Origin of the sequence: Shewanella submarina (genome assembly GCF_042646185.1) — a bacterium.
Lineage (GTDB): Bacteria > Pseudomonadota > Gammaproteobacteria > Enterobacterales > Shewanellaceae > Shewanella > Shewanella corallii.
In genome coordinates, this window is the sequence record NZ_JBHRTD010000017.1 from 60,490 (window position 1) to 72,798 (window position 12,309).

Consider the following 12,309-nt stretch of genomic DNA (forward strand, 5'->3'; position numbering starts at 1 on the left):
AGCGTCTTTGATGACGTTGTCTGGGAGACACTTATTTTAAAAATTTTTACCCTAAGTCTGGACCCAGGATGCATAACAAGCACATTTATTACGAGACGCTGCACAGCAGTTATGGCCAGTACTTCGAAGTGGACGAAGTGCTGTTTGAACAGAAAACGGATCAGTGGCATCTGACCATCTTCAGTAACCCTCGCCTGGGCCGGGTAATGGCGCTTAATGGCGCGATTCAGACAACTGAGCAAGACGAATTTATTTATCACGAGATGCTGACCCATGTGCCTGTGCTGGCTCATGGCAAGGTAAAGTCAGTGCTGATTATTGGCGGCGGTGACGGCGGTATGCTGCGTGAAGTGGTCAAGCATCAGAGCATCGAACAGATCACCATGGTTGAGATTGATGGCGCCGTGGTGGATATGTGTAAGACCTGGTTCCCTCAGCATTCACAGGGTGCCTATGATGATCCCCGAGTTGAATTGGTTATCGACGACGGCATGGCGTTTGTCGCCAATACCGACAAAAAGTTCGATGTGATTATTTCTGACTGTACCGACCCGGTTGGTCCCGGAGAGGTGCTGTTCAGCTCCGACTTCTATGCAGGCTGCAAGCGCTGCCTGAATGAGGGCGGTATTTTTGTGGCGCAAAATGGTGTGCCATTTATGCAGGTGGAAGAGCTGCAGGACACAGTGCGCCGCATGAGTTCTTACGTCAAGGAAACGACGTTTTATCAGGCCGCAGTGCCAACCTATATTGGTGGCGCCATGGCCTTTGCCTGGGCAACAGACAATCTGGAAGCCCGTCAACAAAGTCTGGATACGCTGACTGAGCGTTTTAACGCCAGCGGTATCCAGACCCGTTACTACACTCCGGCAGTTCATCAGGCGAGTTTCGCCCTGCCGGCTTTTGTTGAACAGGCTGTGAAGTCAGCAATGACTGTGACAGCTTAATTCCTTGTTTAAGGCTGAATAAATGAATAATTGGTCTATTGACGACGCTCGCACCGGCTACAACGTGACTCACTGGAGTCAGGGTTTTTACGGTGTGTCGGACGCTGGTGAGGTGTTTGTCTCTCCGGATCCTGCCAATCCTGAGCATCAGGTCGGATTGAACGAGCTGGCCAAGGATATGGTCAATGCCGGTGTATCTTTGCCGGTATTGGTTCGCTTCCCACAGATTATGCACCACAGGGTGAATAGTCTGTGTCAGGCATTTAACCAGGCAATCCAGAAGTACGAATATCAGAAAGACTACCTGTTGGTATACCCGATCAAGGTAAACCAGCAGAAGAACGTAGTGGAAGAGATCCTGGCTTCCCAACAGTCCAAAGAAGTGCCACAACTGGGCCTGGAAGCGGGCAGTAAGCCTGAGCTGATGGCGGTTCTGGCGATGGCTCAGAAAGCCAGCTCAGTGATCGTATGTAACGGTTATAAAGACAGCGAGTATATCCGTCTGGCGTTGATCGGCGAAAAGCTGGGCCACAAGGTTTACATCGTGCTTGAGAAGATGTCTGAGCTGAAGCTGGTATTAGCCGAAGCTGAGCGTCTGGGCGTGACTCCAAGACTGGGTCTGCGTACCCGTCTGGCATTCCAGGGCAAGGGTAAGTGGCAGGCGTCCGGTGGTGAGAAGTCCAAGTTTGGTCTGTCCGCCGCACAGGTGCTGCGTGTTATCGATGAGCTGAAAGAAGCCAACATGCTGGAATCTCTGCAGCTGCTGCACTTCCACCTGGGCTCTCAAATCGCCAACATCCGCGATATTCGCCAGGGTGTAAGCGAAGCGGCACGTTTCTACTGTGAACTGCGTAAGCTGGGCGCCAACGTGGATTGTTTCGACGTAGGTGGTGGTCTGGCGGTGGATTATGACGGTACCCGCAGCTCCTCTTCCAGCTCCATGAACTATGGTCTGAACGAATACGCCAACAACATCGTGAGCGTGCTGGGCGAAATGTGTGTGGCTTACGATCAGCCAATGCCGCGCATTATCTCTGAGTCAGGTCGCTACCTGACTGCACATCACGCGGTACTTATCTCTGACGTTATCGGTACAGAGGCCTATAAGCCGGAAGATATTCAGCCGCCAGCTGAAGAAGCTCCACAGCTGCTGCAAAACATGTGGCAGTCCTGGCAGGATCTGAAAGGCCGTGTGGATTCCCGTGCGCAGATCGAGATTTATCACGACGTGCAGCAGGATCTGGCTGAAGCCCATGCACTGTTTGCCATGGGCCAGCTGAGCCTGACTGAGCGCGCCTGGGCTGAGCAGACCAACCTGCGTGTGTGTCACGAGCTGCAGGGCCTGATGAATAACAAAAACCGTTATCACAGACCGATTATCGATGAGCTGAATGAGAAGCTGGCCGACAAGTTCTTTGTGAACTTCTCCCTGTTCCAGTCACTGCCTGATGCCTGGGGTATTGATCAGGTGTTCCCTGTGCTGCCGCTGAGTGGTCTGGACAAGGCCCCTGAGCGCCGTGCAGTTATGCTGGATATCACCTGTGACTCAGACGGTGCCATCGATCAGTACGTGGATGGTCAGGGTATTGAAACCACACTGCCAGTGCCTGCGTGGCATGCTGACAGCCCATACTTGCTGGGCTTCTTCCTGGTCGGTGCGTACCAGGAGATCCTGGGTGACCTGCATAACCTGTTTGGTGACACCAACTCAGCTGTGGTGCGTCTGGATGATGAAGGCAAAGCCAACATAGAGTCAGTACTGGCCGGTGATACCGTTGCAGATGTGCTGCGCTATGTGAACCTGGATGCTATCTCCTTTATGCGTACCTACGAAGAGTTGGTTAATCGTCATATTGAAGAGGGCGAGCGTGCTTCTATCCTTGAAGAGCTGGAAGCCGGTCTGAAGGGTTACACCTATCTGGAAGATATCGCTGTGTTCTAAACGGCATCTGCTCTGTACCCGATGAGCATTGCCGAAAAAACCTGGTAGCGGGCAGCCTCAGGGCTGCCCATATTAAGGACAATAATAAAAATGTTTTTTGAAGGCTCTGAAAAAAAAGTAGAAATCAAAGTGGCTGCTGGCTCTCCCTCGCTGCGCAGTCTCGGGAGACCTTTCTGGCAGGACATAGTCGCCTGCGCCAATGCTGAGATTTTGTCTCATATCAGTAATGATGAATGTGACGCTTACCTGCTCAGCGAATCCAGCCTGTTTGTATGGGACGATGAGTTCCTGATGTTGACCTGTGGCACTACCACTCTGGCAGATGCGGCGCTGTCTTTTATCGAGCAGTACGGTATCGAAAAAGTGGGCTTTGTTTGCTATCAGCGCAAGAATGAATATCTGTCGCACCTGCAGTCGAGCAGCTTTGATGAAGATTTGTTTAGATTGCGGGAAAAACTGACCGGAAAAGCCTATCGTATAGGCCATCTGGACTCACACCATCACTATGTGTTCTGCACCGATGCTCCCTGTGAGGGCCTGGGTGAGGAGAAGACCAGTGAGTTGCTGATGTACCATATTCGGGGCGAGGCCGCCGACTACCTGAGAAGCGAGAAGCAAACCGCCGAGGGCGTGCGTCGCTTGCTCGAGTTGGAGTCGCTGCTGCCGGACTTTGAATTTGATGACTTTTTGTTTGAGCCGTTCGGCTATTCCGTCAATGGGGTCAGTGGCGACCGTTATATGACGATCCACATCACACCTCAGGAAAATAGCTCGTACGTGAGTTTTGAAACCAATCTGGACTTGGGGCAATATCCACAGCCCATTTTTGCCAGACTGTTGCAAATTCTGAACCCGGGCAGTTGGGACGTGATTGGTTTTAACGTTGAGAGAGATACTCAAGGTTACCCATCACACCTGTGCCTGGGCAGTTGTACCCTTGAGAGTGATCAGGGGTACTCCATTGAGTTCAGTCACTTCCAGCAGACATGCCACGAAGTGCTGATCCCGGAACAAATGTAATCTTGATGGCCTGTAGCCATCCTTTGGAGTGAATATGACCACCATTGCAGACAAAGCAGATTATTCGCTGTTTTCTAACGCGTTCGGATATCTGCGTCAGCCTTTGGATTTCAAGCCTGTTGAAAGCGACGCTGACGTTGTTGTACTGGGTTTACCTTTTGATATGGCCGTGACTGGTCGCAGCGGTGGCCGCATGGGTCCTGGCGCGATCCGTAAGGTATCGACCAACCTGGCGTGGGAAGAGAAGCGCTGGCCATGGGACTTCCGTCTGTTTGACCATATTAAGGTCGTGGATGCCGGTGATCTGGTATTCAACCTGGGGGACGCTGCTGACTTTACCCAGCGTGCAGAAGATTTTGCCACTGCGATTGTAAAATCCGGCAAAACCATGCTGAGCCTGGGTGGTGACCACTTCGTGACTCTGCCGCTGCTGCGTGCCCACCATAAGGTACACGGTAAGATGGCACTGCTGCACTTTGATGCTCACACCGACACTTACAGCCAGGGTAGCCCATACGACCATGGCACCATGTTCTACACAGCGCCGAAAGAAGGCCTGATCGATGTAGACCACTCTGTGCAGGTAGGTATCCGTACCGAGTACACCAAAGATGGTCACGGTTTCCAGGTGATTGACGCCGGTATGGCCAATGAAATGACCGCCGATGAAATCGTGGCTCAGATCAAGGCCCGCGTAGGTGACATGCCTTTGTATGTGACTTTCGATATCGACTGTCTGGATCCTGCTTTCGCTCCGGGTACAGGTACTCCGGTTATCGGCGGCCTGACCAGCGACAAAGCGCTGAAAGTTATCCGTGGTCTGCAGGGCCTGAATATCGTAGGTATGGACGTAGTGGAAGTTGCGCCATCTTATGATAACGCCGAGATCACCTCTTTGGCTGCGGCCACTCTGGGTCTGGAAATGCTGCACGTTTGGGCTGCCAGCCAGGGCAAGATTAAAGAATAATCCTGTAGGATATTTCTTCATTTAGTTAAAGCCAGTGTGATCCACACTGGCTTTTTTGTTATATATCCCTGTGAAACCAAAGGCAGCCTGATGGAGTTTTCGGGCCCGCGATGTGAAAAGGAAGTATGAATGACAGATTTGACCCAGGTTCGCCGCGAGTATCTCCGGGGCGGTCTGCGCCGGGATGACTTAACGCCGGAGCCTATGGCGTTTTTCAGGCACTGGATGGATCAGGCCATCAAAGCCAACCTGATGGATCCGACTGCCGTGTGTGTGGCAACAGTGGATGAAGATGGTCAGCCCTGGCAACGTATCGTGCTGCTTAAACAGTTCGATGATGACGGCTTTGTGTTCTTCACCAATCTGGAGAGCCGCAAGGCTACCCATCTGGCCCAGAATGCCAAAATCAGTATGCACTTTCCCTGGCATATGCTGGAACGTCAGGTATCGGTGACCGGCGTAGCCGAGCCTTTGTCTACGGCTGAGGTACTCAAGTACTTTGTTACCCGCCCTAAAGAGAGTCAGATTGCTGCCTGGGCTTCCAATCAGTCCAGCCGTTTAACCGCCCGTCAGGCGCTGGAAACCAAGTTCAACGAAATGAAAGCCAAATTCGCCAAAGGGGAAGTTCCGCTGCCTAAGTTCTGGGGCGGCTACCGGGTTAAGCCGGAAACGGTCGAGTTTTGGCAGGGTGGGGAGCATAGATTGCACGACAGGTTTATCTATATGCGTGAAGGGGACGGCTGGCAGGTAGAGCGACTGGCGCCCTGAGCCAAACGGTAAAGGATTAACTTCTTTGCGAACTAAAAGCGCACCTGGCCGGTGCGCTTTTGGTTATTGGAAGCGCGGTTTATCCGGCCCCAAACCTCCGGACGACTCAGGCCAGAGGCGTAACATTTTCTGCCAATGGGCCTTTTTCACCCTGAACTACCTGAAAAGTGACCGATTGTCCCTCTTTCAATGTTCGACGGCCACTGCCATTGATGGCTCTGAAGTGGACAAATACATCGCCGGCGCCTTCGCGGGCCAGAAATCCAAATCCCTTTTCATCGTTGAACCACTTTACAGTTCCAGTGATGACTTGATCTGACATAGAATCCTCTTAATCAATCCGGTGTTAACAAGCTGGTGCTGAAGCCGCAATGTAGCAGCCGGATATGTCAGATAAATTACAAGTTAAGGTGTTGATTAATGGTTACCATCTGGGTTGATGCGGACGCCTGTCCAAATCCGGTAAAAGAAATTCTGTTTAAAGCGGCAGAGCGAATGAAGGTGCCACTTAAGCTGGTGGCCAATCACAGCATCCGGATCCCGCCCAGTCGTTATATCTCTGTGATCCGGGTAGAGCAGGGGTTCGATGTGGCTGATAACTATCTGGTAGAGAGAGTTAGTGCCAACGATCTGGTCATCAGCAGTGATATTCCTCTTGCGGCCGATGCACTGAAAAAGGGGGCATTTGTGGTAACTCCAAGAGGAGAAGCCATGACCAAAGAGAATATTGGAGAGCGGCTGAATATGCGGGACTTCTTTGATACTCTCAGAAGTTCAGGGATCCAAACCAGTGGTCCGGCAGCCTTATCCAATCAGGACAAGCATGCGTTCAGCCGCCAACTGGATCTCTGGTCCAGACAAGTTGCAAAACTGCTAGACTGAAATGACAGGCCCAGTTGCGCAACACGGGAACATTGAAGTCGGGCGCACCAGGCACCTGTATGTCCCAGCATCCTATTACTACTGGTTTGATATCGGTCGGGATGGCCGGGGAGAGAAAGCAGATGAAACATTGGTTACTGACACTGGCATTGATGACCCCGGGGTTGTCACTGGCTGCAGATTGGGTAATCCAAAACCAGGATTCCCGCGTAAGTTTTATTACCATCAAGCAAGGTAATATTGCCGAAGTCAGCCGTTTTACCAAGGTAAGTGGCGCACTGTCGTCAGAGGGAAAGTTCAGTTTGACCATTCCTCTGACCGGCGTACAGACAGGGATAGATATCCGCAACGAGCGTATGCAAAGCATGCTGTTTGAAGTGGGTAAATTCCCCGAGCTTGAGCTTAACGCTGACGTCGATATGGCGGCGATTAACAGCATTAAGGCGGGTCAGCAGGCGATAGTGCAGGTCAGTGCCAAAGTTGCCTTGCATGGTAAGAGCCAGCCGATGACCTTTGATGTTATGGTCGCCAGGCTGAATAACAACACCCTGACTGTGAGTAGCTTTCAGCCCATAGTGGTCAATGCAGGACAATTTGCACTGAGCGCCGGGGTGGAAAAACTCAGACAGGTTGCCGGATTAAAGGCGATCAGTGAAGCGGTACCAGTCAGCTTTGTGATTACCCTCAGCTCCAAAACCTAGGGAGCTGCCAGATCGGGAGCATAGATTATGGTGACAGACTCTGAAGGTTACACCCATCTATTGACGTTTTTGGGTGAAAATCTTGAGCTTTTCAATGCTCCCAATGGCGATATCAGTGTTAATCAACCCGTGCTCGAGTACTTTGAAGAGCAGCTGTCGGCTCAGGTGATATTACTGTGCGGCCAACATCCAGGCTTGAGTTTTGAGCAAAGGAACAGGGTGATCCGCGAGGTTGATGCCATCGTTGCCGATCTGGAACAGGTGCTGGCTGAGGTGGTGGATAAGCCGATGACCCGGGAGCAGGCTCTGTTTATCACTGACTACGCAGGCCTGATAAAAAACCTGTTCGATACCGCTATCTCAACCATGATGGCCACATACCGCCGGTTGGATGCCGGTTGAGTATTAAATGCCTCCTTTTGCTGTAAAGCTTCTATAATTGTTTCAGCAATTAATAGTTGAGCAAGAGTGCAAAACCTATTTTGCAGGGAGGCGCGCATGTTAACCCTATTACCCGATTTTCCTCACGATACCGTCGCCGTGGTCGCTCAGGACCTGTTGTGCAGCAACGACTACGCTCAGGTGCTGGAGCCTGCCATCGAGTCAAAGTTGCAGGACCACGCCAGTATCCGTCTCTGGTATGAATTTGACCCAAGCTTTAAAGGCATTACCGTAGGTACGCTTTGGAATGAAGCTATGTTGGGATTCTTTCACTTGAGTGACTTTTCGCGTATTGTCGTGCTTGCCGATGACGCTGTGATGAGGGGAATGGCACAAACGCTGGCGGGGATGATGCCTTGTCCGGTGAAGATCTATTCCACTTCAGAAAGGGAATCGGCCAGAGCATGGCTTCAACAGGAGCCTGTAGCGGTTTAACTCTGTCACGCCTGACATGCCGTGACAGTTAAGAGGTCCGGTAATGTTAAGAGTGATCCTGTTTTTTATGTCCCTCCTTCCCCTGGTCAGTTCAGCTTACGACAAGCCCGTGTTAGGGCCCTCAGAGCCATTCACTCTGGAAGAGGGCGGCATCCCCTTTGAGGCCCGTATTGATACCGGCGCATCCAACAGCTCATTGCACGCTTTTGACCTGCAAGTTATCGGTGGTGAGGCAAAGAAAAAGAAAGACAATATCGGCAAGATGTTGAGATTCACCACCGCCAATGAAGAGGGTAAACAATCTCAAATGGAGGCGAAAATCGTTGATGTCTCCACTGTGAAGAATGCCCAGGGCACAGAGTCCCGCTATATGGTTGAGCTGACGCTGAACTTTGCCGGGGATGCCCGTAAGGTGAAGGTTAACTTAAGAGACCGCCGCTATATGGACTATAAGATGTTGATCGGTCGTAACTGGATTAAAGGCCATTATCTGGTGGATGTGCAGCAGCTGCCGGTGATCGGCGCCAGAGCGCCAATCCACATTGTTGAATCAGATTTGACCTATCATGCCCGTATTGACACCGGCGCGGTCGAAAACTCTCTGCACGCTACCCATATCCGTGTTCATGATGAAGACAAACAGAATATGGAGAACAATATTGGCAAGCTGGTGACCTTCACCACAAGCAATGAAAAAGGCCTGTCCGCCGAAGTCACCACCAGGATTAAGAATACTTCCCTGATCCGTAATGCTCAGGGCAGCGAAATCCGTTACATGGTGGAGCTGGAATTAGGTGAGCCGGGCAAAGAGTACAAGGTGCTGGTGAACCTGAAAGACAGAAGCAAAATGCGCCAGAAGCTTTTGATTGGCCGTAACTGGCTGGAAGGGCACTATCTGGTGGATGTGGAAAAATAGCCCACACATTGCAGTTGATAAAAAAGGCACCTCAGGGTGCCTTTTTACTTTCATCAATCAGCCGATTCTCTCTGTCCCTTTGGGGACGACCTCGTGGCCGATGCCCCCGATGGCCAGCACTTCATCTTCCCCATTACGGATAGCAAACTTGGTCACCTTGAAATACCTGTCTCCATTGTGGTCACTCAATATCTCGTCAAAGGTGATGGGCTCTGATGATTGCAATACCTTTTGATCATTGGTGCGGAAACGTTTCGCATCCAGACCGGGATAGAGCTCTTCATCGGTATGGCCAACAATCTGCCTCTGTTCCCGTGCCACCACCTGGCAGTATTTGGGGTTAACCATCTGATAGACACCCTTGAGATCTTTTACAAAAATCATATTGGGCGATGACTCCATCAGTGCCTGCAGCAGATCTCTGTATCTGCCCAACTCAAGCTTTGATTCCTGTTGGACGGCAAGTTGCTGTTCCAAAGCCAGGTGGTTGGCTTCAAGGCTGGCCAGTGCGGTTTCCAGCTGTTGATGACGTGATACGAAAGCTGCGGCCAGTTTGCCCAGCTCATCATTGCGTTGACTGGCTTCTATCTCCAACTGTTCAGGCCTGTCCTGATACAGTGCCTGAGCCATACGGCTGAGAGGGCTGACCAACATTCTGTGCAGCACCCAAAACAGCATAAACAGCGCCAGTACCTGAATGACGACCAGCAGCAAGCCCACCTTACCGGCGATACCCTGTGCTTCTTTCCCCAGAGCATCTAGTGGTGTGGCGATTATCACGTGCCAAAGGGTATCCGGCATCAGAAAAACAGAGACCATGACCCGCTCATTCAGCAGTGGGTCTTTGGCCAGGGTAAAGCTGGCCAGTTCCAATGGGCTGCCGGGCCAGCCCTGGGTCAGATTGGCAAGCAGGGTTTGCGTTCGCCTGGCATCATCATCGTTAAGCCCGGGGATATGTTCTGCGGCGTTGTGCTGGGCATTAAACCTATAGGCTCCCTTAAGCTTTTGTTGTTGATCGGCTTCAATCAGCCGCTTGGCAAGTTGCTCCATTTCAGGGTGCGTAGACTGGAGCTCGGAAAAAGTAAGGGGTAATTGCTTTGACGTCAGGCTGCCGGGTGCAGCGATGATCTGACGATAGGGGTCAACAACCAGCACATAGCCCGGAATGTCAGTTCTTCCTGCATCAATAAACTGATTGAGGTGCTCAAGGCTGATATCAACGGTAGCGGCCCCGAGGTAGCTGTGATCGAACCACATGGCTGATGAAGCTGTGACCATGGTCTCCCGGGTAACTGGGTCCTGGTAAGCTTTGGACCACAGCGTCTTGCCCCTGGGGAGCAGCCGGGTGGGTTCGTACCAAAACTCGTGACGATAGTTCTGTCCAGAGTAACCTTTGACCTCGGTCAGTTCACCAGACTCGGTCCGGGCCCAAAAAGCGCTGTCCCCTGTGGAGGATTCTGTTTGCTCTGGCCAGATCCCGCCACCGGCAATCAGTTGTTTCTGACTTTCCAGATCGAGCAGGGCAGGGACCACTTTTCTGAGCTTGGCCGTCGAGCCATTTTCGAGCTCTCCGAGACTGGATAATGATGCCACCAGACTATTGACCTGTGCCGTGGCCTCATGCAGCCGGGTGACCACCAGTTGCCCCAGATGGCGATTTACAGTCAGCTCCTGAGTCATCAGCTGCTGTTTCTGTATCCCCAACATGATCCACCAGGTCAGTAGTATTAACGCCAGGGCAATGGCCAGCTGGATCAGACTGATTTTTACAGGCAAGCTGCGCAGCCATTGGCGAATACCGGTTGGATTTTCAGAGTTATGATGTGTGGTCATGGAGTAATAAATTGCCGAAATGCATGAGCCAGATATCAACACTTTACCCCTATCGCACTATTTGGCCATAAGTAAAATGTTGTACAGGATGAATATTTTGCTAATTTACCCGATTTGTTTCAACTTTAACCACCCGGCATTAAGCGCGGGATACCTGCGAGTAATACAGTGACTCCCTGAGGCTGCCGTGGCTATTTTAGTCATTCTGAATACAGTGCTCTGCGGAGGGGCATATAAAGTTCATAAAATGAGCTTTGCCACCATAGGGTTAAATGCCAAAAATGGCCATTTAACCCTAGTCAAAGCGGCTTGTGTCGCGTAAACTTTTACTCTTTTTTATTAACCCAAGGCAGCGATCCCGCAGGGGATTGTCGGTAAGGACGCTCTGGGTGAAAGAGATGGACATTATTCAACGTGCACCTAACCGATTCAAAGTCCAACTTTGAGATTGGTGAAGCAGTGGAAGAGAAGATGCAGCAGTTAACTGAGATCGTAGAACTCGCCTTGGCAGCGATCGACCAGGCCAGCGACCTGAAGGCGCTGGACGATATCCGCGTCGATTACCTAGGTAAGAAAGGTAAAATCACCGATATGATGAAACTGATGGCCACTTTGAGCCCGGAAGAAAAGCCGGTCTTTGGTCAGAAGGTGAATCAGGCCAAACAACAGGTACAACAGTGCCTGGCCCAGCGTATCGAAGGCCTGAAGGCCGCCGAGCTGGAAGCCAAACTGAGCGCAGAGCAAATTGACGTGACCCTGCCGGGCCGTACTCTGGGCAATGGTGGTTTACACCCTGTAACCCGCACCATCGAGCGTATTGAAAGTTTCTTTGGCGAACTGGGCTTTACTGTAAAGAACGGTCCTGAAATCGAAGATGATTTCCATAACTTTGATGCGCTGAATATTTCCGAGCACCACCCGGCTCGCGCGGACCACGATACCTTCTACTTCAACCCGAAGGTGATGTTGCGTACCCAGACGTCAGGCGTACAGATCCGTACCATGGAAAATGAGCAGCCTCCGCTGCGCATTATCTCTCCCGGTCGCGTATATCGTAACGACTACGACATGACTCACACCCCGATGTTCCATCAGGTGGAAGGCCTGCTGGTGGATGAGCATGTGAACTTCGCTGAGCTGAAAGGCATTCTGCACGACTTCCTGCGTAACTTCTTTGAAGAGGACCTGCAGGTTCGTTTCCGTCCTTCTTACTTCCCTTTCACAGAGCCTTCCGCTGAAGTTGATGTAATGGGTAAAAACGGTAAGTGGCTGGAGGTACTGGGCTGCGGTATGGTTCACCCGAATGTACTGCGCAGCGTAGGTATCGACCCTGAGAAATACTCCGGTTTTGCTTTTGGTATGGGCGTTGAGCGTCTGACCATGTTGCGCTACGGCGTAAACGATCTGCGTTCGTTCTTCGAGAACGACCTGCGTTTCCTTAAGCAATTCAAATAACGGAG

The 12,309-nt window shown here is 51.5% G+C and carries 13 protein-coding genes; 11 read left to right on the plus strand and 2 right to left on the minus strand.

Features of this window, described 5'->3' with window-relative positions:
- Positions 1 to 68: 68 nt before the first annotated feature.
- The 5 genes from speE to pdxH all read left to right on the plus strand — a co-directional run bounded on the left by speE (position 69) and on the right by pdxH (position 5,641).
- Complete coding sequence (speE, locus tag ACFOE0_RS14105) at positions 69 to 944, plus strand: polyamine aminopropyltransferase (protein WP_248937088.1); 876 nt, start codon at positions 69 to 71, stop codon at positions 942 to 944.
- A gap of 22 nt (positions 945 to 966) precedes the next feature.
- Positions 967 to 2,886, plus strand: a complete 1,920-nt coding sequence (gene speA, locus ACFOE0_RS14110) for a biosynthetic arginine decarboxylase (RefSeq protein ID WP_115137697.1) — start codon at positions 967 to 969, stop codon at positions 2,884 to 2,886.
- A 90-nt stretch (positions 2,887 to 2,976) separates the two neighbouring features.
- Positions 2,977 to 3,906, plus strand: coding sequence for an S-adenosylmethionine decarboxylase proenzyme (locus ACFOE0_RS14115; protein WP_248937089.1), 930 nt, complete (start codon positions 2,977 to 2,979; stop codon positions 3,904 to 3,906).
- Between the two features lie 34 nt (positions 3,907 to 3,940).
- On the plus strand, positions 3,941 to 4,873 hold the full coding sequence (gene speB, locus ACFOE0_RS14120) for an agmatinase (protein ID WP_115137699.1): 933 nt from the start codon (positions 3,941 to 3,943) through the stop codon (positions 4,871 to 4,873).
- A 129-nt stretch (positions 4,874 to 5,002) separates the two neighbouring features.
- A complete protein-coding gene (pdxH, locus tag ACFOE0_RS14125) occupies positions 5,003 to 5,641 on the plus strand; it encodes a pyridoxamine 5'-phosphate oxidase (RefSeq protein WP_248937090.1) in 639 nt (212 codons plus the stop codon).
- 106 nt (positions 5,642 to 5,747) lie between these two features.
- Here the strand turns inward: pdxH and ACFOE0_RS14130 are convergent, their stop codons facing one another.
- Positions 5,748 to 5,963, minus strand: a complete 216-nt coding sequence (locus tag ACFOE0_RS14130) for a cold-shock protein (protein WP_115137701.1) — start codon at positions 5,961 to 5,963, stop codon at positions 5,748 to 5,750.
- A gap of 98 nt (positions 5,964 to 6,061) precedes the next feature.
- Between ACFOE0_RS14130 and ACFOE0_RS14135 the strand changes: the two genes are divergently transcribed.
- The 5 genes from ACFOE0_RS14135 (at position 6,062) to ACFOE0_RS14155 (ending at position 9,016) form a co-directional block, all read left to right on the plus strand.
- A complete protein-coding gene (locus ACFOE0_RS14135; RefSeq protein ID WP_115137702.1) occupies positions 6,062 to 6,523 on the plus strand; it encodes a YaiI/YqxD family protein in 462 nt (153 codons plus the stop codon).
- 122 nt (positions 6,524 to 6,645) lie between these two features.
- The gene (locus ACFOE0_RS14140; RefSeq protein WP_248937091.1) at positions 6,646 to 7,224 is read left to right on the plus strand and encodes a YceI family protein; all 579 of its coding nucleotides are present in this window, start codon (positions 6,646 to 6,648) and stop codon (positions 7,222 to 7,224) included.
- A 27-nt stretch (positions 7,225 to 7,251) separates the two neighbouring features.
- Entirely contained in the window at positions 7,252 to 7,626 is a 375-nt protein-coding gene (locus ACFOE0_RS14145; protein WP_248937092.1) for a DUF3802 family protein, read from the plus strand.
- Between the two features lie 96 nt (positions 7,627 to 7,722).
- Positions 7,723 to 8,100 carry a SpoIIAA family protein gene (locus ACFOE0_RS14150; protein ID WP_248937093.1) on the plus strand — a complete coding sequence of 126 codons (378 nt, stop codon included), beginning with the start codon at positions 7,723 to 7,725 and terminating at the stop codon, positions 8,098 to 8,100.
- A gap of 43 nt (positions 8,101 to 8,143) precedes the next feature.
- Positions 8,144 to 9,016, plus strand: coding sequence for a putative ATP-dependent zinc protease (locus ACFOE0_RS14155; protein ID WP_248937094.1), 873 nt, complete (start codon positions 8,144 to 8,146; stop codon positions 9,014 to 9,016).
- A 57-nt stretch (positions 9,017 to 9,073) separates the two neighbouring features.
- Here ACFOE0_RS14155 and ACFOE0_RS14160 read toward each other — a convergent pair whose 3' ends face one another.
- Complete coding sequence (locus tag ACFOE0_RS14160; RefSeq protein ID WP_248937095.1) at positions 9,074 to 10,849, minus strand: PAS domain-containing protein; 1,776 nt, start codon at positions 10,847 to 10,849, stop codon at positions 9,074 to 9,076.
- A 471-nt stretch (positions 10,850 to 11,320) separates the two neighbouring features.
- Between ACFOE0_RS14160 and pheS the strand changes: the two genes are divergently transcribed.
- Positions 11,321 to 12,304, plus strand: coding sequence for a phenylalanine--tRNA ligase subunit alpha (gene pheS / locus ACFOE0_RS14165; protein ID WP_115137815.1), 984 nt, complete (start codon positions 11,321 to 11,323; stop codon positions 12,302 to 12,304).
- The last annotated feature ends 5 nt before the right edge of the window (positions 12,305 to 12,309 follow it).